The following is a 24,132-nucleotide window of genomic DNA, read 5'->3' on the forward strand; positions in this document are numbered from 1 at the left end:
AGCCAAGTCAAAAAAACTCCCTCAATTGAGGGAGTTTTTTTAAGTGGTATAATTTAAATCAATCAGCTCGTATCTACATCTGTTTATCCATAAATGCATTCTGTTTAAAGACAATCCAAATGAGCGCCACAAAACCTATCCAGATGAGTAAAATCCTTATAAATTTTTAGGCTTGATAACTGGATTCATTATTTATTTCAGATGAACTGCTTTATTTTTCACTAAGTGGCCAGCGGCGGTTTACGGAGTTACCTGCATTATTATAATGAATCACTTTGGCATAATTTCCCACGGCTGTCGCATTTTCAGGAATGTTTTTAGTGACCACACTACCGGCACCGATCGTGGCATTGTTGCCAATTTTGACATCATCAATAATGCAAACATTCGGCCCAATATAGACATTATCGCCGATATAGGCTGCCTGTTTTCCGCCATTGGCACCAATGGTCGTAAATTGTGACAGATTCACATTGTTGCCAATAATTGTAGTGGGGTTTACCACTACAGGTCCACCATGGCCGATATATAATCCATAACCAATTTGCGTACTGCAATGAATGTCGATGCCGTATTTCTTTTTCTTATAATAAAAAATAGGATAGGCTAATTTCGCAATAAATAAGTTGGAAGAGGCCAGACGCAACCAGAAACTAAAATTAAAACCGCGGTTAAACAGATAGTTTTTAATCAGAGATTTTGCTGAAGTATTGCCGCAATAGCGATACAGATCACTAAGAATAAGTTGCCAGATCATGACTGAGCATCGGATAGAAAAGACAGCGTATTTTGCGCTGAAATGAAAAAATTCGGAAGTCTGCAAGACTAATGGAGTTTATAAAAATCACAATTGAAAAATTGTATGAATCTACTTTTAGAAATGTAATCAGGACTTGTGCCACCATGAAGTGCAGCCTATATTAAGCTTACGGTAGGTCAAAAAACCATGCGACGCTACCAATAAGTTGGACGGATCAATGACAGTTAGTTGAGCTCGAATTTCGATTCAGGCAATAAATCTAGCACTAGCCATCCAACACAGAGCCCGCAGCGATGCGGGCTTTTTAATGTCTGGTTTTTAGTTTTGCCTGTGCGATTAAAGCGAGTAGCAACAAACTATTCATTTGGTTTTGCAATTCATCTTATGCCGGAATAATATCCTGCTAAAAAATCTTACATATTCGTTTGAAAGCCTTTTAAATAAATATGTTATAAGAATTTAGAAGATGAGAATTAATAAATCCAAATTAAAAGGAGGGCACCGCAATGACAAAAGAGATGATTGATGTGCAAGTCAAAAACCAGTATGGAAAAATCCTTGATGTAAAAGCATTATTGCGCGCCGGTGCCCAGCATAGAGATCCTTCCCAACGTTTAGAACAGCAAGTTGAATACATTGTGGTGGACGATGAAATTATCCGGCCAACGATTGAATTGCTATTTGCCAGTGAGCAAACAGACTGTATTTATCGTGTTATGGAACCAAAATAGGAAACTATTTTTTAGTTAAGCCTGGCAATATAGAAGCTATAGCTCATCTAAGGATGGGCTATTTTTTTTAAATCCTATTGTTTCAGATTAACTGATTAAAAATAAATGCCAGCAGATGATAACGAACCAAGGGATGAGGATCGGATACTTCGCTACGGTTTATACGGATTTGTTGGCATACCTGTCCTAAGTCATGTTTCTGTGCAAGGAGATATTCTTGAGACAGAGGATCGGGTTGAAGCCTGAGCTGGTGACTTTGAGACTTCAAATTAAAAGCATTCAGGCATTCTTCTATATTTTGGTGAAGCTGAAATAGGACGAGGGCTTGAGTGTTATGTTGATGAGCATATCGCATAATTTAGATTCTATTCTTATCTATTATTATGCACTTAGCTTAACGCGATTTTTAACTCAATGCCTGAATAGTAGATAGTTCAAGCATTTAGTTAATAACTTGTCAACGAGCTTAAACTTAAAAACTTTTTAGAGTGACATTCACATCATAACGAGTAAATTCTTCCAGAATCTGCTGAAGCGTTTGTTGTCCCAATGCATCTGCAGCTGCAATTTGTACTTCCTGATTGGTCTTGCTGTCAAAGCATTCAATCGTCTGAATCAGCCATTGATGTTCATAGGCAGTTTTCTCAATCAGTATGCGACGTGGTTGCAACGCATCACTGATCTGGCGAGGCAAGACATACGTGATCGCCAACTGAATATGTTCTAGTTCATCGGCAGCACTGACAAAAGTAATGACCCAGTTTCCCACCTTGCTCAGTTGCATGGGATTATCAAAAGCATCGAATTCAAAATAGTTTTGCATAAGCGTGGGAAGAATAAAAAGTAATACATTCTATATGGCTTTAAATCCTTAATATAGCTATGCATCTATAGTCGAAAGTAAATGAATACAACTACTTTTGTACGAATTAAAATTATATTTTTCAATTAAATAGAAAAATTTTTTCGCCGGATTTATTCATCTTTAAACTTAAACTAGACTTAAAAAGACTGAATCTATGGAGAGTTTTAAGCCTGAGCACGCAGCATGGATAAAGCATGGCTAATTTGCTTGAACAGTTGGTTTAACTCTTGTGAAGGCATGCGGCTTTCCTGGAGAAGTGTCAACCATTGTACCTGACAGACTCTTAAGGCATTGATATCTGGTGCTTGAGCAATATTTTGAATGTGTTGTTTGGCCAATAAGCCACAGTATTTTTTTAAACTGTCCAGCATTAAGCTGCGTACCTGTTCTTGGTTGAGTGTTATATAGGGGATGTCAGCAGGTACGTCAGGCACGTGGGGCGTGGCAACTAATGTCGTGGTAATCGGCGCTTCAAGATCAGCAGATGGGGCAGGACGAGTGATTGAAGTCTGAATATTTGATTCAGGAAAGTGTGAAGTTGATGCTTTTGCTGAGTTACTAGCAGGGGCTGAAGTGTGTACTGACTCTGTACCGAATGCTGCATTTGAAGTCTCTAACTCTTGTATTTCAATTAATCCTATATCACATAATTGTTGCAGCAAATCATGTGGTGCAATACGCGCTTTAAACTGAGGTGTGAGTAAATCAAAATCTTCAGTGCCAATTAAAACCAAAAGACGTCTTTGACGTGCATTAAGCTCGACATTGCGATGTTGAAGAACATGTAGACCCTTTGCAGTTTTTGAATAGCGCATCATACCTGAATGCCTTATATACAGAGTTCAAGTAGATGCTAATATGAGAAAATTACACTAATATGAAGATGCTGTTAAATTTGCTTAAAATTAAAGTGTTGTAATTGCAGTATTTTCTAAAGCCTTACGCAGATAAGGATCGAGATCCTCCTGACGAAGCAGCCATTGCACATAGTCAGCAGGCAGTTCAGCAATCGCAGTGCCACGATGCTTACCAAAATTGATGGTACGTGGAATACGCGCATCTTCAGAAGCTTCATATAGTTCTTCAATACTGCTGATTTTCAGGTGATGCACAATATGCATCAGGATATTCGCAGTCAGAATAATATCCATATCAGCACGATGCGCTTTACGGATCATTTCACGGGCACGGTCACTGCCACGGGTGATCATATAAATCAGGGCAGAGATATTGTGGGCCTCAGCATCTGGCCATACGCGACGAGCCAAAGCGAGCGTACAAATCGCTTTAATATTAGATGAATTTACACCGCATTTTTCTAAGGCACGAATATCATAATCAATATTATGACCAATGATATAAGTAGTTTCCTGTGGAAGTTCGAAACTGCTGTAATGTGGCTGTCCTTCCAGATCTGATTCCAGAATATGATGCACAGCCATGGCTGCAAAAGAAATTGGTTCATCACAGCTATAGAGCTGATCAAACAGTCGGCTTTTATCCAGGCTGATTTTATGGTCCAGAATGTCCACAGGCGCATACGCAATTTCAATCGGCTGACCGTTTAGTGTATGGGTTTCAGTGTCGAGAATGATGGCCTGCATGACGAAAATTTGCCTGAAAAAGGTGAGGATTAAAATCTAACATTATTATTTCACTACTGACAATTGGAATGCCTGATTTTTACTTTTAATTGAAGGCTTTTTGACTGATACAGAATATTTTTAAACTGAACTAATAAATAAAGGTTTTTGTAGTTTCTGTAATTATTTCCAAAGCTTAAGTTTATTATGCCGAAATCAATCGAAACTTGGACTGTATTTGTTAGATAAATAACAAAATAATCTCTTGCCATTAAGACAATAACTTGGGAAATTAATCTCTAGTTTTATCATTTGATAAAACTATAAAAATCATAAGAGACAATAATTAAGACAAGGATAAGATCGATGAAACGTCATGTATTGACTGGTTCTCTACTCGCCCTAAGCGTAGCTTTAACTGCGTGTAATGATAGCGATGATGATGGTGATTATGAGTCCAAATCCGCTATTCCGGTAAATAATATTGCCAATCCGGTTGTAGCAACGCCTGTGGCTTATACCGAAACGGACCTGACTGCTGTTGCCGATGAAAGTGTGGTTATGACTTATAAGATGTTAGGTATCAATAATAACGAAACCCAGGCAACGGCACTGGTTTTTACTCCAAAAGGAACACCTCCTGCGAAAGGTTGGCCGATAGTTGCATGGGCACATGGTACGACCGGTGTGGCTGATCAGTGTGCACCAAGTCGCAATGAACTAAATCCTGATATCAAAGATATGATTGCCAGATTCCTTCAAGCTGGATACATGGTCGTTGCACCTGATTATGAAGGCTTAGGAGAGCCGAGTGGCACAGAACTTCATCCTTTCCTTAATCTTAAGAGTGAAGCCTATTCAATTACTGACGCAGTGGTAGCTGCAAAAAAATATTTAGGATTGGAAGCTTCTAATCAATGGATGGCTGTCGGACATTCTCAAGGTGGTCAAGCGGCTTTAGGTGCTGCTCAATATGCAGCACGTGCATCTCAAATGACTTATAAAGGTACGGTAGCTTTAGCACCTGCTTCTAATTTTAGTTTGATTTTGGCAGGTGGTGAGGCTCAAGCTGGACAGGAAACAAATCTGAATAAAAAAATTGAAACTTTAGCCTCTTTAGATACTTTTACTGCACTGATTGTAGCTGGATTGCGTAATCCGAACCCGAATCTGCAATATAGCCAAGTATTTCAAAATCCAACGGACGACATTGCTAAGAATGCTGAATCAGATTGTTATGAAGTATTGGGCGGAAAATTCGGTAATGAAATGGGAATTTATTTTAACGATAAAAAAACCTTAGAAGGATACCCGCGTACTCAAGCTAATTTTATGAGTATCCCAGTGGTCAAAACCTTCCTCGAAAAAGATTCTCAGCCTTTACAGGTAAAAGTGACTACACCAGTAATTATTTATCAGGGAGGGGCAGATAAGACTGTTCCAAAAGCTGCAACAGATGTTTTAGTTAGATCAGCAAATCAGAAACAAACCTCATTAGGATATATTACGAACAATTCATGGGATCACAGCAGTGTCTATACATCGAATATTCCTAATATTATTGAAGATGTAAAATCTCTAATGCCAATTCAATAACTTATTTTTATCTATATAGCTCATATTTTTTTAAGCATGAGCTATTTTTATTGCAAACTGAATAAAGTTCCTAGTCGAAAATAGCAAAGTTCATGCTACAATACGCGCCAATCTTAGCACGGCTTAAAAGCCCTAATTTAATAGGACCTCGCTAATGTTTGCCAATATCTCTATTGCTGAATTTGATCCAGAAATCGCTCAAGCAATCTCTAACGAAGATGCTCGCCAAGAAGCGCACATCGAGTTGATCGCTTCTGAAAACTATTGCTCACCAGCAGTAATGGAAGCTCAAGGATCAAAACTCACTAACAAATATGCAGAAGGCTACCCAGGCAAACGCTACTATGGCGGTTGTGAATATGTAGATGTCATTGAACAATTGGCAATTGACCGTGCTAAAGAATTATTTGGTGCTGATTACGCTAACGTTCAGCCACATGCTGGTTCTCAGGCAAACTCTGCAGTTTACCTAGCGCTTCTTAACCCAGGCGATACAGTATTGGGTATGAGCCTGGCTCACGGTGGTCACTTGACTCACGGTGCGAAAGTAAGCTTCTCTGGTAAAACTTATAACGCAATTCAATACGGTCTAAACCCGGAAACTGGTGAGATCGATTACGAAGAAGTTGAACGTCTGGCAGTTGAACATAAACCACGTATGATCGTGGCTGGTTTCTCTGCGTACAGCCAAATTGTAGATTGGCAACGGTTCCGTGAAATCGCGGACAAAGTAGGCGCTTACCTGTTTGTAGATATGGCTCACGTGGCTGGTCTGGTTGCTGCTGGCGTTTACCCAAGCCCAGTTCAAATTGCTGACGTAACAACGACAACGACTCACAAAACACTTCGTGGTCCACGTTCAGGTTTGATCCTTGCGAAAGCAAACGAAGAAATCGAGAAAAAACTTCAATCAGCTGTATTCCCAGGTAACCAAGGTGGTCCTCTGGTTCACGCGGTTGCTGCTAAAGCGATCTGCTTCAAAGAAGCAATGGCACCTGAATACAAAGCTTACCAGCAACAAGTTGTGAAGAATGCGCAAGCAATGGCTGAAGTTCTGATTGAACGCGGTTATGACGTTGTTTCTGGCGGTACAAAGAACCACCTGTTCTTGTTATCTCTAATCAAACAAGACATTACTGGTAAAGATGCTGATGCTTGGTTAGGTGCTGCTCACATCACTGTGAACAAAAACTCTGTACCAAACGATCCACGTTCTCCATTCGTCACTTCTGGTATCCGTATTGGTACACCTGCAGTAACCACTCGTGGTTTTGGCGAAGCTGAAGTACGTGAACTTGCTGGCTGGATCGCTGACATCCTGGACAGTAAAGGCGAAGAAGCTGTGATCGCTGCGGTTAAAGAAAAAGTTGCAGCTGTATGTGCAAAATTCCCTGTATATGCTAAATAATTGTACTTGAAGCAGAAAAAAGCTCCCGATCTGGGGGCTTTTTTTATTTTTTATTTCAATCAACTAAATAGCTTGTTTACTTAATAATCAATCGCGATCAACAAGCTCAAAAAATCTGCTTTTACAGCTTATGCTTTAAATTCGGAATACAGTAGAGTAATCGTATTGATCTATGGCTTGCGGATGTCGATAATTAAAAATAAAGCTCTGAATATCTGCACTGATACTGGTCTTCATTTCCATACTTGAAAAATGCTTCAAAACATAATCAATCGGAAATACGATCTGCCCATGAAGCTCCAAGCCATAGTAACATTGTGAATTGGCAAACTCGGTACCTGGTATTAACGCCACCATCTGGAGTTCTTCAAGGCTTAGCCAATGTTCAGTACAGTTCAATTCAGAACTGATAAAATAACCGATCTGGCTGGTGATCAAGAGCACAGTATTCAGCTTTTGAATGGTCTTGTTAAAGTCAGCTGTCAAAATTCCTAAATGTTTCTTAAATGCCTGAAAAAATTGATCAAGACGAAGCAGGCTTTCTGGACTATTATCAAAGTTAATGGTCTTTAATGCCTGACTGACATAAAAGGTACGTTCCGAATCCGGATGATGCAGCTGAGCACGCAGACCTTGCATGAAATCCGTGCTACTGTATGTTGAAGTAGATTGTGCAAATGCCATCTTATTCTTCTTTTTATTTCGTTATTTTAGTTTTAAATATATTGCAAATATTTTTTAAATCAAGAATTTAATTTTAATCTGTTTACGAAGATTCATTGAAATGCTCGATCAGGAGAGAGTGCATGCAAAAAACCAAGCTTATTTTGTCGGAACAGGATCTGAACCGTCTGGAGACTATGCTTGAAAATCAACCCAAGCTGACTCCAACCATGCAGCAGCTAGAGGATGAACTGGCACGGGCAGAGGTAGTTAAACCTCAAGATATTCCTGCCAATATCGTTACCATGCATGCACGCGCCTTGGTCACAATTGCTAACCAGACCAAAGAAATTACGCTGGTCTATCCGCATGAGTTCAAAGGTGAGCCGGGACAGCTGAATATTGTAGCGCCTGTCGGTGCCGCGATCCTTGGGCTGGCGGAGGGGGAAACAATTGAATGGCCGCAGCCAGACGGTGAAATGATGAAAGTCAAAATAGAAAAGGTACTGTATCAGCCAGAACGTGAAGGAGACTATTTATAAAGTCGTTCTGATCTCTTACATAATTGAACAGCCCCATATCAATGGGGCTTTTTTATTTAGTTTTGGTGTTTTGTAATTTTATTAAGATAACTAAAGCTTAAATTCAACAATATCTTTAACTTATATAAAAAATTCTATGCCTTAAAGGCTTTCCTTTGCAAAATGCTACATGTTATGTTGAAGGAAACCACGTACTATAAAAATCGGTTCAACTGAGTTTAAAGGGCTATGTCACAGATAGATGTTTTGATCCCGATCCAGGATGTTGCAGCAGATCCGAGTGAGATTTTAAGCATCAAGCGTAATGAGCTTGTCCCTTTACTCAGCGATCAGTACAGGTTGAATCATTATGCCGATCAGCTGATTCAAGCCCAGGCAGTCCTGTTAAATGGGGTTGATCCGCAACTGACCCAACAGCTCAGCCAGACCATTGAAAAAATTATTCAGGCGCTGGCAGATTCCAAAAAATATCTGAAACAGCGCAAGTTTAATGCCTTGCAAAAATGGCTAGGAATTGATCTGGATTATGGCTCCAGTCAGGTTGAGTATTATAAAAATCTGGATCGCTTGCTGGATCAGGCCAGTCATCTCAGCCGTAAACTACAGATTGAAATCCAGAAATCCCAGTCACGATTTCAACAGCTCACAGGTTTACGTGAACAGATGGCTAAACATATTCTGGCTGCAGAAGAATTTCTGCAGGAATATCCACAGTTTGTGAAAAACCAGCATCCGCTGGATAATTTTTCAGAACGTTTATCTAAGAAAATCCATACCTTAAAAACCCTGCAAGCCAGTAATGATATTGCCATTACCCAGATGCAGCTGTCCCAACAGCTTTCCTTTAGTCTGCTGGACCGGTTTAAGGAAGCACAGCAGGTATTGATTCCAGCCTGGCAATATCATGTCAAACAAAGCAACAGTAAACACTCGACAAGTGATCTGGAAAAACTTGATAATAGTCGGGAAAATCTAATTAAAACGTTAAGAAAATCGCTCGAGAAACCCTCGAAAATATAACAAGATAAGGTGAACTATGACCAATCCTGATACTGTGAATCTGCCTGTCAAAAAAGACAATGAAATTGCTGAACAGAAATTTCAGCAAATGGACCTGAAAGAACTGGGTTTACAGCCTGAGGATTTTCAGGAAGTGCTGGCAGTGCGCAAGGAATTGCAGGAAATGAGTCACAATGCTGTTGCAGAATACGGCAAGAATATTGCCAGCAAGACTGCGACCTATACTGATGAACTGCTCAATCTGGTTCAAAACCGGGATCTGGATACAACAGGTCAGAAACTGAATCAGGTGGTTCAGGTGGCACAGAAGCTGAATGCTTCCAGTATTCTGAGCAAAAATAAAACCTCAGGTTTCTTGGGTAATTTACTTAATAAATTCAAAGGTGCCAAACAGAATTTTGATACCCATTTTAATACCACCAAAGAACAGATTGATGTACTGGTCAAAGAAATTGAGACTTCACAATCTGGCTTGAAAGCACGTGTATCGACTTTAGATAAAATGTTCGATGGTGTGCAGGATGAATACAAGCAGCTGGGCATTCATATTGCTGCAGGGCGCATCCGTGAACATGAATTACAGCAGGATATTGCTGCATTGACAGCATTACCACAAGATCAGACCACTACCCAGAAAATTTATGACCTGAATCATCTGGCCAATAATCTGGAAAAACGTATCAGTGATTTGCAGGTATTGCAGCAATCCGCGATGCAGACCTTGCCCATGATTCGCATTATTCAATCTAATAATCTGATGCTGGTCGACAAGTTCTATGCGATTAAAAACATTACCTTACCGGCTTGGAAGAACCAGATCAGCCTGGCGATTTCCCTGCATGAACAAAAGAATAGTGTCCAGCTTGCCAATAGTATTGATGATGCGACCAATGAGCTGTTACGTCGCAATGCTGACCTGCTACATCAGAACTCTGTCGACACGGCTCGTGCCAACCAGCGTTCAGTCATTGACATAGAAACACTTGAACATGTCCAAAATACCCTTATTAATACAGTAAATGATGTGATTCAGATTCAGAAAGAAGGCATGCAGAAACGTACTGAAGCAACAGCACGTTTAAAAGCCTTGCAGGATAATCTGAATTATCTGGTCATTGAATCAAGTACGGACAGGTCGGAATAATATCGAGCACCTGTCCCCGGATTTATTAGAGGAGTCAGGTTTGCCACCATTAGATGAGTATGCTGTAAATCCTCGTGAGATTGAGCAGGGTGTCGTTGCACTGAAAAAGCGTCAGAATCGCCTGACCTTACTTAGTGTCACGACGGCCACCGTCGCTATTGCATCCTTAATTGGCCTGTTTCTGCATCAGGAACTGGTCTATGGGTTTTTCGGACTCAGTACCGAAGTGCAGCAATTGCATCTACCGGTTAGTGTCGATGCCAATTTAGCCAGTATTGGTGACAGCCCAGACTATTTCTTTAGTCTATTAAGCTGGTTTGGCTGGCTGATTCTGAAATTGTTTGCTTCTTTTATTGGTGCATTCTTTGTCGTGCACTTCCTGAAAAAAATCCGTTATTTTTATGTTCGCTTTCAGTCCTTTGTAATGAAATTTGTGGGCTGGTTGATTGCTTTTATCCTGATCTGGGGCGGACTGAGCTACTGGCAGCACGACCTGAATGGTGATCATGATGATACATATCAAAAGGCGGTATATTACGATAGCAATATCAATGACAGTGATATTGCCCATTATTTAGTGGATTCGGAAGATATTAAAGCACCGGTGAAGTCCTATTTGCTTGCCCAGACCGCTTTATTGCATGAACCAGCCGATTTATCAGCCGCCCGACCGCATGTACTGCGACTAATTGAGGCGGAGAAAAGCGACAATCAGTTTGATCAATATGGTTTTAAGGCAGAGCAGCTGTGGACCATGCAACAGCAGGTATACGGCAAGACCCTGACACCGGCAGCTGAATCGGTCAGTACCCAGGTACAACAAGCCAATCAGTTGGCCGATATTGTTCAGGTAGTTATCAGTATTATATTGGCCGTATCTGTAGTGATGAGTTTGATTTTCTTTGCATTGGCCAATGCCATTAAAAAACGTTCATTGCGGATTGAACAACGCTTGAACTAAACGAATAAAGCTCCAGTCATGGAGCTTTTCTTTTTATTGCTTTCTCTTTGTTGGGAGCAGACAAAATATGGTTGTTTAATGAAATAGCCATATGCCAATGTATTGAAATTATGATAAAAATTATTTAATAATCTGAAAAAACGATCATTTGTATAAAAACAAACTGTTTTACCTGTGTTTTGATTTATCCTATTATTCTTTCATCGAATAAATTATTACTCCTTTGGAGACGTTAGCAATGTTAGATCAAAATACAGCAGCCCAATTAAAAACCCTTTTAGAACGCCTTGAAGGACCAATCGAACTGGTAGCCACTTTAGATGCTTCGGATAAATCTGCAAAAATCAAAGAACTTGTAGAAGAAATCGCTGCACTGTCTGATTTAGTGACTGCCCGTTTTGATGGTACCAACAAACGTGCACCAAGCTTTGGTGTGGCTAAAGCCGGTGAACAGCCTCGCGTGTTCTTCGCAGGCCTGCCAATGGGTCATGAGTTCACCTCGCTGATTCTGGCATTGCTGCAAACTTCAGGTTATGCACCAAAAGTCTCTGATGAAGTTTTGGCGAATATTAAGAGCCTGGGTGTTCAATCGAATTTTGATGTATTTGTATCACTTAGCTGTCATAACTGTCCGGATGTGGTTCAGGCGCTCAACCTGATTGCTATCTATAATCCGGGTACAACAGCTACCATGATCGATGGGGCTTTCTTCCAGGAAGAAGTGGAAGAACGTAAAATCATGGCTGTACCTATGGTGTTCCAGGACAATGAACACATCGGTCAGGGTCGTATGACCTTGGAAGAAATCATTGCCAAACTGGATACCAATTCTGCTGCCAAAGATGCGGAAAAACTCAATGCCAAAGAAGCGTTTGATGTTCTTGTAATTGGTGGTGGTCCTGCGGGGAATACCTCTGCAATCTACGCAGCGCGTAAAGGCATTAAAACCGGTATCGTGGCTGAACGTATGGGCGGTCAGGTCATGGATACCATGGACATCGAAAACTTCACTTCAGTGCAAAAGACCCAAGGTCCAAAATTTGCTGCTGAGATGGAAGCACACGTACGTGAATATGGTGTCGACATCATGAACCTGCAACGTGTATCTGACATCAAGGGTGCAGATGAAACTGCCAATGGTCTGGTTGAAGTGACCCTAGAAAACGGTGCTAAACTGGAATCTAAAACTGTAATCCTGTCGACTGGTGCACGCTGGAGAGAGATGAATGTTCCGGGTGAGCAGGAATATAAAACCCGTGGAGTTGCCTACTGTCCACACTGTGATGGTCCATTGTTCAAAGGCAAACGTGTTGCGGTGATTGGTGGTGGTAACTCGGGTGTAGAAGCTGCAATCGACCTTGCTGGTATTGTTGAGCATGTCACCCTGGTTGAGTTTGATACCAAACTACGTGCGGATCAGGTACTTCAGGACAAGTTGAACAGCTTGCCGAACACCACGGTGATCAAGAATGCGCTTTCAACAGAAGTAGTGGGTGATGGTTCACAGGTAACTGCACTGAAATACAAAGACCGTGCCACAGATGAAGAACATACGGTTGAGCTTGCAGGGATCTTCGTTCAGATCGGTTTGTTACCGAATACGGATTTCCTGAAAGAAACCAAAGTTGAGTTAAGCAACCGCGGTGAGATTGTGATTAACGAGCGCAATGAAACCAATGTGAAAGGTGTATTTGCAGCGGGTGACTGTACCACAGTACCTTACAAGCAGATCATTATTGCCACAGGTGAAGGCGCGAAAGCATCACTGTCTGCATTTGATTACATCATCCGTTCAGGTCAGTAATAAAAGAAAGCACCTAGGTTCCCCAAAACCCAGGTGCTAGAACATCAATCGACTCTATTTCTTATTCCCTTTTTACAGGAACTCCGGACGCTAACACCAGAGTTCCTTTTTTTATACTTGCTTTCCTTCGTTTTAGATCAGTCAGAAGCATCCCCAATTGCTTCTGACTGTTCCTTTCCTCTGCACTGTTTTTGTTTTAATTTATTATTATGCCTTCCCCAAGGTGGTTCTTTAGATCAGCATAAAATATGCCATCTTTAAGATTTCATTAAGAGTTGAATAGATTCAGTCCCTTAAATTTCTCCATCAATTGTTCTTTGGTCTCCACATGCTCCGGATGGGGCATAATGCAGTCAATTGGACACACGGATACACAGGTTTGATAATCATAGAAACCGACGCATTCCGTACAGCGATTGACATCGATTTCATAGATTTTGTCACCTTCATAAATGGCATCATTCGGACACTCTGGCAGGCACATGTCGCAGTTGATGCATTTATCGGTAATCAAGAGTGCCATGCTTAGCCTGCCTGATAAGCGAGTGAAGATGCGGAAATATCTGCAGTCGATGTCGGCAGGTTGCGAATCAGCAGGGCATATTGCATATCAATATCTGCTGGAATCGGAATTTCGACGATATGCCCCGAACCTTTGGCATCTTCAATCAGATTGCCTTTACGGTCTTTGATTTCCGTCAAGGTGAAGGTAATGTTGCCTTTAGGCGTCATCAGCTCCAGTGAGTCACCCACTACAAAACGGTTTTTCACATCGATCTTGATGTAATCTCCATTTCGCTCTAGTACTTCACCACAGAAAATTTGATGATCAAAACTGGAAGAACCATGTTCATAGTTCTGATATTCACTATGTACATGGCGGCGCAGGAAGCCTTCGGTATAACCCCGATTTGCCAGACCTTCCAGTTGGGTCATCAGTGATGGATCAAATGGCTTGCCAGCTAAAGCATCATCAATGGCTTTGCGGTAAATCTGTGCAGTACGTGCACAGTAGAAATAGGATTTAGTCCGACCTTCGATTTTTAGCGAATGCACACCAACTTTGGTTAATCGTTCTACATGCTGGACTGCACGCAAATCTTTTGAGTTCATGAAGTAAGTGCCATGTTCATCTTCTTCGGCAGCAAACATATCTTCATCGTTACGCTGAAGTAGGACCGGCTCGTCAAATTGATGTTGAGCTACTTTATGAGCTTCATCCATATCTTGGGAGCAGCAGCCTGAATCCAGATTTTTCACCGGTATCACATCACCGGTCACATCTTCTTTGGCATCCAGAACTTTGTATTCCCAGCGGCAAGCATTGGTGCAGGCCCCTTGGTTGGCATCACGTTTATTCATGTAGCCAGACAACATGCAACGGCCTGAATAAGCCATGCACAGTGCGCCATGCACGAAGACTTCAATCTCCATATCTGGTACTTGCTGTTTGATTTCTGCAATTTCTTCAATGGATAGTTCACGTGACAGAATCACACGAGTAAGCCCCATATTTTTCCAGAACTTTACCGTTGCCCAGTTCACGGCATTGGCCTGTACAGACAGGTGAATGTCCATATGCGGGAAATGTTCACGCACCATCATAATCAGACCTGGATCGGACATGATCAGTGCATCCGGTTGCATCGCCACCACAGGTTCAAGGTCACGGATAAAGTTTTTCAACTTGGAGTTATGTGGCTGGATATTGACCACCACATAGAATTTTTTGCCAAGATCATGTGCTTCTTTAATGCCAATCGCTAAATTGTCATGATCAAATTCATTATTACGAACACGCAGGCTATAACGCGGCTGGCCAGCATAGACTGCATCTGCACCATAGGCAAAAGCATAGCGCATATTTTTCAGTGAGCCAGCAGGTGAGAGAAGTTCAGTAACAGGGATTATACTCATGACGAAATCGAAAGACATATAAAAAGTACGGCTTTTATTTTATTCATCTAAAAACAAGATTCAACCAAGTAAATCACTCGGAAATCATGGTTTTTGTTGATATTTTCAACATTATCAAATAAGTAAAACTGAAATAAATATACAGACTATTGATCTTCGATTTCAGACCGTTCCAGGGTTTTCAGGATTTGACAATGGTCAACCGTAGTCGGTGTATTACAGCTATTTCTTAGCTCGGTAAGCTGAGTTTTAAAAGCTGCTAATTCTTTCATTTTACTGGTGATATCCTGTAGATGCTGGTCAATAATATTGTTGACTGCTGTACAGTTCTGCTCGGGATTTTGTTCTAGTTCGATTAAGGTCTCGATTTCCTTTAAGGACATATCCAGATCACGACAACGCTTGATAAAAATCAGTCTTTTAAGCGCTTCATCATCAAAATAACGATATTGATTATTTGCTCGAAAATTCGGCGTGATGAATCCTTTTTTCTCATAAAAACGCACCGTGTCAGTACTTAAATGTGACTTTTTGGCGATTTCTGAAATCAGATACAAAGACATATACACCTCGGGCTTGACCTTGGAGTTACTCCATAGTTTCTAATCACTGTATCGTATTTCGTATAAAAATACATCGGAGAATAATATGGCCTGTAGCTGTAGTCATGAATCGGCACCCATCAAGCCAAACAGCAAGTTTAGAATGGCTTTATGGATTGCTTTATGGATTAATCTCAGTATGTTTCTGGTAGAGCTGGTCGGTGGAGCCTATGCTCATTCTTCAGCTTTATGGGCCGACTCGCTAGATTTCTTTGGGGATGCAGTGAATTATGGGATTTCACTAGCTGTATTAGGTGCAAGCCTGTACTGGCGAGCCACTGTAGCCTTAATTAAAGGCCTGACTATGGCAGCCTTTGGTCTGGTGGTGATGGCTAAAGTCATCTATGCCTATCTGCTCGGTATTCCTCCTGAAGCCATCACGATGGGTATCATCGGCGCAATCGCTTTACTGGCCAATGTGATCACGGCTGTGATTCTTTATGCTTTCCGTGATGGAGACTCAAACATGAAGTCTGTGTGGCTGTGTAGCCGAAATGATGCAATTGGCAACGTAGCAGTTATTTTTGCGGCCATTGGTGTATTTGGAACCGGTAGTCTATGGCCCGATATGATTGTGGCGGTGATTATGGCCAGTCTGGGACTAACTGCAGGATATCAGGTGGTGAAGCAGGCATTACAAGAACGTCGTACAACTGCATGATAAAAATTAATGCTAAATAAAAAAACCGGGCAATTTTGCCCGGTTTTTTAGATTCAAGGCATCTTATTTTTCAACGAATGCACGTTCAATTACATAATCGCCTAGAACACCCATACGTGGAGATTCTTTCAGACCGTGTTGGTCAAGAAGGGCAGCAACGTCATCAAGGAAGGCTGGGCTACCGCATAGCATTGCGCGGTCAGTTTCAGGGTTAAAACGTGGCAGACCGATTTTTTCAAACAGTTCACCAGTTTCAATTGCAGTCGTTACACGGCCTTGATTTGGATATTCTTCACGAGTTACCGTCGGGTAATATACCAATTTTTCTTTAGCGCCCAATTCTGAGAAGAACTCATGATTTGGAATTTCGTTCAGAATCAGATCTTGATAAGCCAGTTCTGAAATAAAACGTGTACCATGAACCACGATAATTTTCTCAAAACGTTCATAAGTTTCAGGATCGCGAATAGTCGACAGGAAAGGTGCAAGACCAGTACCTGAAGACAACAAGTACAGATTCTTACCAGGATTCAGGTCATCCAGAACCAGTGTACCTGTCGGTTTTTTAGAAACCAGGATTTCATCGCCAACTTTTACTTTTTGCAGAATAGAAGTCAGTGGACCATCTGGAACTTTAATCGAGAAGAATTCCAGTTCTTCTTCATAGTTTGCACTTGCAATTGAATATGCACGCATTAAAGGCTTACCATTGACCTCAAGGCCGATCATCACAAACTGACCGTTTTTAAAACGTAATGCAGTATCACGAGTCGTTTTAAAAGAGAATAATGTGTCATTCCAATGGTGGACGTGAGTAATCTTTTCGACGTTAAAAGCAGCCATTAAAGGTCTCAATAAGTTATCAAATTAGAACAGGTTGCTATTCTAAACCAAATTCATTCTCGATAAACTGAATATATTTAATTGAGCTTATCAAAAAAAGTGATTATGACTGAACTGACTATACCTGTAATCGGTATAATGAAATCTCCCTATAAAGAAAAATTTGGTATTCCACGTCAGCCTAATCTGGTGGAAGTGGAATCCTATATTGAAATGCAGGCGCCTTATAATGATCTGCTGGCTTTTGAGGGGATTGAGGAGTTTAGCCATTTATGGCTGCTCTGGCAGTTTCATGACAATAAAAATCAGGAAAACAGCAAGTTCCGTCCACAGGTACGCCCACCGCGTTTAGGTGGAAACCAGAAAATAGGGGTGTTCGCGACACGTAGTATGTATCGTCCTTCGCCGATTGGTTTATCCGTGGTCAAGCTGAAAGAAGTGAAAAAAGTTGGCAAAACAGTCCGTGTTTATGTGACGGGCAGTGATCTTTTAGAGGGCACGCCGATTGTCGATATTAAACCTTATATTCACTATTCCGACGCTGTGATGGAAGCGCAAAGCGGTTATGCTCAGGAGGAGCCGGTACGCAAATATGTGGTCTGGTCGGAACAGGCAGAGCTGGAAAGAGAGCAGTTAGTCCAAACGAAAGGCCTTTCGGAACAAGTCATTCGGGAACTGGCAGAGGTTTTATCCCTTGATCCACGTCCAGCCTATCAGGAGAATCCAGAGCGAATTTATGGTATGCGCTTTGCAGATTTCAATATCAAATTTATTGTAAATGAAACGTCTGTCCTGATTGTAGAGATTGAGTGATGGCTAAAGGGTTAGGGTACTTATACTTTCTGCTCAAATCATTCTAAAGTTTCAGCGTCCACCACAAAATTCCGATCAAAACTGCCATATGTAGAATCTGTACAGGTACAAAATACATCGCATATTTGAATCCGCCTGACAGGCCGGAATTTACAGATTTTGCTAAAGCATGGGCTGCAAGGCCTATGAGCAGGGCCTGAATTAGCCGTGTATTGCTCGGGTCACCCTGAATGACCACACTGGCCATGGCTGCATGAATCTCGAATAGTGAAGCCAGCAGGGTACCTGCCAGCAAGCCGGCATCGCCGAGTAAGAGTTCCAGCCCATAAATCGCAGCCTGAATCAGTGTCAAAGTGACTGCAATGATGACCGCTTCTTTCAAGCTAAACATCCGGCTATCTTCTTCTTTTTCACAATTTTCTGGCGGTTTGGCTTTACGCAGCAATAGAAATGCACAGGCAGCCAGAATGGCCATTGCCACTAAGGAAGGAAGCAAAATAATTTTAAGCCAGCTAAAAGATACGCCTCCGACCACAATGAACAGCAGTACTAAAGTCGAGATACAGGACATGAGTGCGGCACCCGCATTGGATCGAGCATCCATCTCACCTTTACGGACCTGTAGGCCCAGTTGGGCTACTGTGGCTGTGCTGGAAACAAAACCAGAGGCAATCGAAGAAAGCATCAGGGCATTTTTTGTAGAAAGTAAACGTTTGGCAATATGCGCTAGCGCCTGTACCACCAAAATTAAAGTTAAGAGTTTCAGAATCAGGTAGGGATTAAGCACCTTGCCCCATAGCGGTGTATCGGGTGTCAAAGGTAAACCAATCAAGACCAATGCCAGTAACAGTAAACCATCCCGGAATTCAGCTTCAGTAATCCATTTTCCAGCAATGTTATGCATGGAATGTTTGGCCATCAGAATGACGGTAATGAGTACTGCAAGTCCGGCAGCCAGCGGAATATTCCATAGACAGATTGCCCCAATAAAATAGGCCATCACAAAAGCAAGTTCGGTGGTAATTCCAGGATCATCCGGCTGATTTCGGATAGAGGAAATGACCATGCCACCAATAATTAGTGCGCCCACCAGGCCAGTGATTATTCCGAATAAAAAACAGATAGCTCCCAATAGGGCGCAGATAGCAAAAGAACGTAAGCCTGCAAAGCTTGGCTGTTGCTCCCGCTGTTTATGCCGTTCTCGTTCCAGGCCTATCAATAAGCCACAGCCCAATGCTGAAGTCAGGATAGTGAGCAGTTCCTGAAAGGAGCTGTCATTCATGGGCACTGCGCTAAAATCCATATCCGGCCTCAGCTATGAATAAGTAATTATTTTCAAAGGTATCTCTAAAATATAGGCCATAAGCTAGAGGATGAACAAGAGAGAAATGTGAGAGATAAGCTAGGGCGAAAAGATTGGTAGCGCTAAAGATTGGCATTAGCTAGCAGAAACAGCCAGAAGACACAGCAGGAGAATGCGAAAAATAGCAAAAACTTGTTATAGTGAAGGCAAGTTTAGGGACCTATAACAATGAAATTTGACTTTGAAATTGATACCGCGTGGTGTCTGGAGCAACTTTTTAAAGACGGTAAGATCAGTGATAGAGACCGTATGCTGGTACAGACGACGCATCGTCAGCGTGAACAGCTGAAATGGCATCCTTTACAGTGGATTGCCAATTTTAATCTGGTCGACCGTTCTCATCCCCAAAGTACACTTACCCTAAACCGTTTATGTCAGTGGTTGTCAGAAAAAACAAATCTGCCATTTTATATTATTGATCCTTTAAAAGCCGATGTTCAGGCACTTACCGCAGTAATGTCGCAGGAGTACGCACTCCGTAACCGTATTCTCGCTGTTGAAATACAGCCAGACAAAATTCTGATTGCTACAGATCAGCCTTATAAAATGGAATGGGTGTCGAATCTACAGCAGAATATCAGCCCGCGCCGTATTGAACGGGTGCTACTGAATCCGGAACAGTTGCAGCGATATATTGTCGAGTATTATCAGGTTAGTCGCGCTGTCAGTGGATCACAAAAATCCTCGGCTTATGACCGTGAAAATAAGGGGGTAGAAGCACTTTTACAGCTCGGTGATTCGCAAAATCCAGATGCCAATGACCAGCATATTGTTAAACTGGTGGACTGGGTATTACAGTTTGCCTTTGAACAGGGTGCCAGTGATATTCATATGGAACCACGCAAAGATACCGGGAAAATCCGTTTCCGTATTGATGGCGTGCTGCATACCATTTATAAAATGCCAGCCAATACGCTTACTGCAGTGATTTCACGTATTAAAATTCTGGGCCGGATGAATGTGGCAGAAAAGCGCAAGCCACAGGATGGCCGTCTAAAAACCCGTACGCCTAAAGGGCAGGAAACGGAACTGCGTTTATCGACCTTACCCACCGCTTTTGGTGAAAAACTGGTAATGCGTATTTTCGATCCGGAGGTATTAGTACGCAGCTTCCAGCAACTGGGTTTTGAAGGGTATTTGCTGAATGAATGGAATACACTGACCAGTCATAGTCATGGCATCATTCTGGTGACTGGACCTACAGGCTCGGGTAAAACGACTACGCTGTATTCAACTTTAAAGCAGCTGGCGACTGAAGAGGTCAATGTCTGTACCATTGAAGATCCAATCGAGATGCTAGAGCCAAGCTTTAACCAGATGCAGGTAAATACCGGGATTGATCTGGGTTTTGCCGATGGTGTACGGGCATTAATGCGTCAGGATCCAGATATCATCATGGTCGGTGAGATTCGTGATCAGGATACTGCCAATATGGCGATTCAGGCAGCATTGACCGGTCACCTGGTTTTATCCACATTACATACCAATGATGCACCGTCGAGTTTAACCCGTCTGCATGATCTGGGTGTACAACCATTCCTGACTGCTGCAACGATTCTGGGTGTGTTGGCTCAGCGTCTGGTGCGTAAATTGTGTCCACACTGCAAAGTAGAAGGCTTTATGGATGAGCAGGAATGGCAGCATTTAGCAGCAGATTATCCATTGGCCCGTCCAGAATTTGTGTTCCGTCCAGTAGGTTGTGAGGAATGTCGTCATACGGGTTATAAAGGGCGTATAGGGATCTATGAATTTATGCCACTGAGTTTGGTAACCAAACAGCTGATTGGTGCAGATGCCAACTTGAACCAGTTACGTGTTCAGGCGAAAAAAGAAGGTGTAGAACCACTTAGAATTGCGGGTGCACGAAAAGTCATTGAAGGTGTCACCACGCTAGAGGAAGTACTACGTGTAGTGCCACTGAATTAACTTTTAAAACCCATTTTTGAAAATGAAGTTTTCTTAAGATTCAATTCATCTTTAGCTGTTTTAATAGCTTCATCGAAACAAGACAGCTTAAAAGGTACTGAATATGAAAAATATGACCAAAGCATTTGTAGCAGTGGCACTTATTGGCTCAGCAACAACTGTGACTATGGCAGAAAGTACAGTAAACCAAGGCGCTTTTGCCAAAACTGTATCGGTAAAACAAGCACTCACCATGAAAGATGACAGCAAGGTACAAATCAAAGGTCATGTGGTGAAGTCAGTAGGCGACGAAAAATATCAATTCCGTGACAACACAGGCAGCATCAATGTCGAAATTGATGATGAGTTATGGCAAGGCAAACCGATTTCTGCCAAAACACCAGTAACCATTATTGGTGAAGTAGATATCGATTACAAACCAGCGAAACGTGTTGAAATCGATGTTGATGAAGTGCGTTTCAATTAAGGCATTGGCGATAGCTGAATGACCTGACTAGAGAAAACCACATGCAATATTACAAAAAGCATGTGGTTTTTTTTGTTTAAAATTCATGATTATATGTTGAAAATAAGGGAGAATTCAGCGTGCGTATTCTTTTGGCGGAAGATGATGCCTCACAGGCAGAAAGCATTCAGACCTGGCTGGAAATGGATGGCTATGTAATTGACTGGGTTGAGCGTGGGGACCATGCCATTCTGGCGCTTGAACAGCATCAGTATGACTGTGTGTTACTGGATCGTGGTTTACCGCGAGCCAGTGGAGATCAGATTCTGACGACGCTACGTAAACTGCAGAAAGATACGCCAGTTATTTTTATTACCGCTCGAGACAGTATTGATGACCGGGTAGAAGGACTTGATTTAGGTGCCAATGATTATCTGGTCAAACCTTTTAGCCTGGAAGAATTGTCTGCACGAATTCGTGCCCAGATCCGCTTGCAGCAAAAAAATCTGAGCCATGTGCTGACCTGGGAAGACCTGCAGCTGGATATACAGGCTAAAACTCTGACTAAAGCAGGTGAAGTGGTGAACTTAACGGCCAAAGAATTTCAGATTTTGCATAAATTGATGCAAAAGCCAGAGCATGTAGTGACCCGGGAACAGCTGGAAGAATCTCTCTATGCCTGGGGGGATGAAATTGAGAGTAATGCCATCGAGGTTTTTATTTATCAACTGCGCAAGAAAATTGGAAGTCAGATGATCAAGACCATACGTGGGCTGGGTTATCGTATGCATAAAGCTGAAGGGTAGATCAATCATGGCTCAGGTGATTTCACTGCAACACAAGCTGATCAAGAATGCTATGTATAGTTCCATTCTGGCGGGTTGTCTGGCCTGGTTGTTATTACTGGGCATTTCTGGCTATCAGTCTATGCAGATTCATGATGAACTGATGGAAGATATTGCGGAACTGTTACTTGGCGATGTGACTCAGTCCCAAGGTCACAATGTGGATGATATCAGTGAAGAGTTTGAGATCCAGTATCGACTTTGGCTGAATCAGGACCAGCTAACCACTTCCGAAAAGAACAATCTGTTGCAACATCAGTTACGTTATCAATCAGGCCTACATTTTTATTTTGAAGATGGACAGTTATTACGAACTTTGATAGCTGAAGATAATGGACTTAAAGTTCAGGTCATACAGCCAGTATCCATACGCTTTGAACAGATCTGGAATAGTATTCTGGGTTTTGGTTTAATCCTTCTAATATTGTGGCTGGTGAAATGGTTATTACTACATCTATTGATTAAGCGACAGTTAAAGCCGCTTAACCGGATTTCACAGGATATTGCCTCCAAATCCGCCCAGGATCTAAGTCCGGTTCAATCACCCGAACCGCAAATTGCTGAGCTACAACCCATTGTCAGTCAGTTAAACCGGATGCTGGCTCGGGTAGAGCAGTCCTTGAGTGCAGAACAGCGCTTTACTGCAGATGCTTCGCATGAACTACGCTCACCCTTATCAGCGATTCAAATGCGCCTGCAGGTGTTAAAACGCAAATATCAGACTCATGAGACATTGTCTCAGGATCTGGCGCAGATTCAGAAAGATGTCAGTCGCGGTACTCAGGTTCTGGAAAACCTCTTGTTACTAGCTCGACTGGACCCTGAACAAAATCATAACCTGCCACAACAAAAGTTGGATCTGCCTGAGCTTATTCAGGATGCTTTAAAAACACTCACGCCGTTTGTAGAAGAGAAACAGCTGGACCTAAAACTTGAGCTAAATCCTGCTGATATTTCAGGAAATGCCGAACTCATTTTCAGTTGCGTGCGAAACCTGATCGACAATGCCATCAAATATACGCCGTCTGCGGGTACAATTCTGATCCAGTGCCAGCATCAGGCGGATAAAACAGAAGTGGTGATTGAGAATTCAGGAGAGGGAATTTCTGAGGAAACTTTACAGCGACTGGGTGAGCGTTTTTATCGCGCTTTGGGCACTAAAACCCAAGGATCAGGTCTGGGATTATCCATCTGCCAGAAAATCATGCAATTGCATCATGGTGACATTCAATTTATGGCTTCTGATCTGGGCGGGTTAAAAGTCGTATTGCGTTTTTAGATCTAGAATCAAGAAACAGACCAAATAAGAAAAAAAGCAGTACGCGCTGATTCATACTGCTGATGACCACGTTTATTATTGTGTGAGTTATTTTATTTATTTAGTGAGAATGAGACGATTATTTCGGGTCAAGCGTAGGCGGTATTCTTCACCGGCATGCATGATGCGAATTTCGCGTCCGAGAGCAAACAGGTTATTTGAATGCAGCATTGGTAATGCATGATGAGCGTCATTGTTACGTGTAAACAGGCTAAAAGGTGCGTTCATTCCATCGACTCCGTGGTATGTGCTTGGATTGATTTAAATGATAATCATTATCGAATAGAGCTGTCAACGCCTAAATTTTTCAATTCCTAAAAAA

Annotated in this window: 25 protein-coding genes; 14 read left to right on the forward strand and 11 right to left on the reverse strand. The window is 41.9% G+C overall.

The features are described from left to right. Window positions 1-211: 211 nt before the first annotated feature. Window positions 212-757, reverse strand: a complete 546-nt coding sequence (locus ACTJIX_RS00245) for a serine O-acetyltransferase (protein ID WP_005222713.1) — start codon at window positions 755-757, stop codon at window positions 212-214. A gap of 509 nt (window positions 758-1,266) precedes the next feature. Between ACTJIX_RS00245 and ACTJIX_RS00250 the strand changes: the two genes are divergently transcribed. Then, window positions 1,267-1,491 (forward strand): hypothetical protein, encoded by a 225-nt coding sequence (locus ACTJIX_RS00250; RefSeq protein ID WP_004815310.1) that lies wholly within the window; start codon window positions 1,267-1,269, stop codon window positions 1,489-1,491. Between the two features lie 472 nt (window positions 1,492-1,963). Here the strand turns inward: ACTJIX_RS00250 and ACTJIX_RS00255 are convergent, their stop codons facing one another. The 3 genes from ACTJIX_RS00255 to ACTJIX_RS00265 form a co-directional block, all read right to left on the reverse strand. Further along, window positions 1,964-2,314 carry a hypothetical protein gene (locus ACTJIX_RS00255; RefSeq protein ID WP_005222708.1) on the reverse strand — a complete coding sequence of 117 codons (351 nt, stop codon included), beginning with the start codon at window positions 2,312-2,314 and terminating at the stop codon, window positions 1,964-1,966. A gap of 206 nt (window positions 2,315-2,520) precedes the next feature. Next, window positions 2,521-3,174, reverse strand: a complete 654-nt coding sequence (locus tag ACTJIX_RS00260) for a hypothetical protein (protein ID WP_005222705.1) — start codon at window positions 3,172-3,174, stop codon at window positions 2,521-2,523. An 87-nt stretch (window positions 3,175-3,261) separates the two neighbouring features. Further along, window positions 3,262-3,960, reverse strand: a complete 699-nt coding sequence (locus ACTJIX_RS00265; protein ID WP_004815320.1) for a DUF3820 family protein — start codon at window positions 3,958-3,960, stop codon at window positions 3,262-3,264. 345 nt (window positions 3,961-4,305) lie between these two features. Between ACTJIX_RS00265 and ACTJIX_RS00270 the strand changes: the two genes are divergently transcribed. Together ACTJIX_RS00270 and glyA are read left to right on the forward strand one after the other, a co-directional pair. Beyond that, complete coding sequence (locus ACTJIX_RS00270; protein ID WP_005222703.1) at window positions 4,306-5,535, forward strand: alpha/beta hydrolase; 1,230 nt, start codon at window positions 4,306-4,308, stop codon at window positions 5,533-5,535. A 154-nt stretch (window positions 5,536-5,689) separates the two neighbouring features. Continuing rightward, the gene (gene glyA / locus ACTJIX_RS00275) at window positions 5,690-6,943 is read left to right on the forward strand and encodes a serine hydroxymethyltransferase (protein ID WP_004815326.1); all 1,254 of its coding nucleotides are present in this window, start codon (window positions 5,690-5,692) and stop codon (window positions 6,941-6,943) included. Between the two features lie 135 nt (window positions 6,944-7,078). On the opposite strand, the gene ACTJIX_RS00280 is transcribed toward glyA, so the two are convergent. Beyond that, window positions 7,079-7,627 (reverse strand): hypothetical protein, encoded by a 549-nt coding sequence (locus ACTJIX_RS00280; protein ID WP_103801010.1) that lies wholly within the window; start codon window positions 7,625-7,627, stop codon window positions 7,079-7,081. Between the two features lie 122 nt (window positions 7,628-7,749). Between ACTJIX_RS00280 and rnk the strand changes: the two genes are divergently transcribed. The 5 genes from rnk (at window position 7,750) to ahpF (ending at window position 13,077) form a co-directional block, all read left to right on the forward strand. Continuing rightward, window positions 7,750-8,148, forward strand: a complete 399-nt coding sequence (gene rnk, locus ACTJIX_RS00285; RefSeq protein ID WP_004892459.1) for a nucleoside diphosphate kinase regulator — start codon at window positions 7,750-7,752, stop codon at window positions 8,146-8,148. A gap of 228 nt (window positions 8,149-8,376) precedes the next feature. Beyond that, window positions 8,377-9,168: a tellurium resistance protein gene (locus ACTJIX_RS00290; RefSeq protein ID WP_180185575.1), complete on the forward strand. Its 792-nt coding sequence runs from the start codon at window positions 8,377-8,379 to the stop codon at window positions 9,166-9,168. Between the two features lie 16 nt (window positions 9,169-9,184). After that, entirely contained in the window at window positions 9,185-10,312 is a 1,128-nt protein-coding gene (locus tag ACTJIX_RS00295) for a toxic anion resistance protein (RefSeq protein WP_180185576.1), read from the forward strand. Between the two features lie 40 nt (window positions 10,313-10,352). Next, on the forward strand, window positions 10,353-11,273 hold the full coding sequence (locus tag ACTJIX_RS00300) for a hypothetical protein (RefSeq protein ID WP_005222693.1): 921 nt from the start codon (window positions 10,353-10,355) through the stop codon (window positions 11,271-11,273). Window positions 11,274-11,511: 238 nt separating this feature from the next. Next, window positions 11,512-13,077 carry an alkyl hydroperoxide reductase subunit F gene (gene ahpF, locus ACTJIX_RS00305; RefSeq protein ID WP_262467574.1) on the forward strand — a complete coding sequence of 522 codons (1,566 nt, stop codon included), beginning with the start codon at window positions 11,512-11,514 and terminating at the stop codon, window positions 13,075-13,077. A gap of 268 nt (window positions 13,078-13,345) precedes the next feature. On the opposite strand, the gene ACTJIX_RS00310 is transcribed toward ahpF, so the two are convergent. The 3 genes from ACTJIX_RS00310 to ACTJIX_RS00320 all read right to left on the reverse strand — a co-directional run bounded on the left by ACTJIX_RS00310 (window position 13,346) and on the right by ACTJIX_RS00320 (window position 15,557). Then, window positions 13,346-13,600, reverse strand: a complete 255-nt coding sequence (locus tag ACTJIX_RS00310; RefSeq protein WP_262467573.1) for a YfhL family 4Fe-4S dicluster ferredoxin — start codon at window positions 13,598-13,600, stop codon at window positions 13,346-13,348. A 2-nt stretch (window positions 13,601-13,602) separates the two neighbouring features. Further along, window positions 13,603-15,012 (reverse strand): prephenate-dependent tRNA uridine(34) hydroxylase TrhP, encoded by a 1,410-nt coding sequence (trhP, locus tag ACTJIX_RS00315; RefSeq protein WP_262467572.1) that lies wholly within the window; start codon window positions 15,010-15,012, stop codon window positions 13,603-13,605. A 128-nt stretch (window positions 15,013-15,140) separates the two neighbouring features. After that, entirely contained in the window at window positions 15,141-15,557 is a 417-nt protein-coding gene (locus ACTJIX_RS00320; RefSeq protein WP_163165597.1) for a Cd(II)/Pb(II)-responsive transcriptional regulator, read from the reverse strand. 85 nt (window positions 15,558-15,642) lie between these two features. On the opposite strand from ACTJIX_RS00320, the gene ACTJIX_RS00325 reads away from it, so the two are divergent. Beyond that, the gene (locus ACTJIX_RS00325) at window positions 15,643-16,257 is read left to right on the forward strand and encodes a cation transporter (RefSeq protein ID WP_163171122.1); all 615 of its coding nucleotides are present in this window, start codon (window positions 15,643-15,645) and stop codon (window positions 16,255-16,257) included. Between the two features lie 63 nt (window positions 16,258-16,320). Here the strand turns inward: ACTJIX_RS00325 and ACTJIX_RS00330 are convergent, their stop codons facing one another. After that, window positions 16,321-17,100 (reverse strand): ferredoxin--NADP reductase, encoded by a 780-nt coding sequence (locus tag ACTJIX_RS00330; protein ID WP_004815348.1) that lies wholly within the window; start codon window positions 17,098-17,100, stop codon window positions 16,321-16,323. A 105-nt stretch (window positions 17,101-17,205) separates the two neighbouring features. Between ACTJIX_RS00330 and tsaA the strand changes: the two genes are divergently transcribed. Next, window positions 17,206-17,913 (forward strand): tRNA (N6-threonylcarbamoyladenosine(37)-N6)-methyltransferase TrmO, encoded by a 708-nt coding sequence (gene tsaA / locus ACTJIX_RS00335; protein WP_262467571.1) that lies wholly within the window; start codon window positions 17,206-17,208, stop codon window positions 17,911-17,913. Between the two features lie 43 nt (window positions 17,914-17,956). Here tsaA and ACTJIX_RS00340 read toward each other — a convergent pair whose 3' ends face one another. Continuing rightward, window positions 17,957-19,216: an MgtC/SapB family protein gene (locus ACTJIX_RS00340; protein WP_253170774.1), complete on the reverse strand. Its 1,260-nt coding sequence runs from the start codon at window positions 19,214-19,216 to the stop codon at window positions 17,957-17,959. Between the two features lie 228 nt (window positions 19,217-19,444). On the opposite strand from ACTJIX_RS00340, the gene ACTJIX_RS00345 reads away from it, so the two are divergent. The 4 genes from ACTJIX_RS00345 to ACTJIX_RS00360 all read left to right on the forward strand — a co-directional run bounded on the left by ACTJIX_RS00345 (window position 19,445) and on the right by ACTJIX_RS00360 (window position 23,771). Then, the gene (locus ACTJIX_RS00345; RefSeq protein WP_005222686.1) at window positions 19,445-21,202 is read left to right on the forward strand and encodes a GspE/PulE family protein; all 1,758 of its coding nucleotides are present in this window, start codon (window positions 19,445-19,447) and stop codon (window positions 21,200-21,202) included. A gap of 103 nt (window positions 21,203-21,305) precedes the next feature. Next, a complete protein-coding gene (locus ACTJIX_RS00350) occupies window positions 21,306-21,668 on the forward strand; it encodes a NirD/YgiW/YdeI family stress tolerance protein (protein WP_005222685.1) in 363 nt (120 codons plus the stop codon). A gap of 119 nt (window positions 21,669-21,787) precedes the next feature. Beyond that, window positions 21,788-22,453, forward strand: a complete 666-nt coding sequence (locus ACTJIX_RS00355; protein ID WP_004892490.1) for a response regulator transcription factor — start codon at window positions 21,788-21,790, stop codon at window positions 22,451-22,453. Between the two features lie 7 nt (window positions 22,454-22,460). Next, the gene (locus tag ACTJIX_RS00360; RefSeq protein WP_005222684.1) at window positions 22,461-23,771 is read left to right on the forward strand and encodes a sensor histidine kinase; all 1,311 of its coding nucleotides are present in this window, start codon (window positions 22,461-22,463) and stop codon (window positions 23,769-23,771) included. Window positions 23,772-23,867: 96 nt separating this feature from the next. On the opposite strand, the gene hemP is transcribed toward ACTJIX_RS00360, so the two are convergent. Next, window positions 23,868-24,038 (reverse strand): hemin uptake protein HemP, encoded by a 171-nt coding sequence (gene hemP, locus ACTJIX_RS00365; RefSeq protein ID WP_004815360.1) that lies wholly within the window; start codon window positions 24,036-24,038, stop codon window positions 23,868-23,870. Window positions 24,039-24,132 lie beyond the last annotated feature (94 nt).

Source organism: Acinetobacter sp. 22323 (genome assembly GCF_052044895.1).
GTDB lineage: Bacteria > Pseudomonadota > Gammaproteobacteria > Pseudomonadales > Moraxellaceae > Acinetobacter > Acinetobacter schindleri.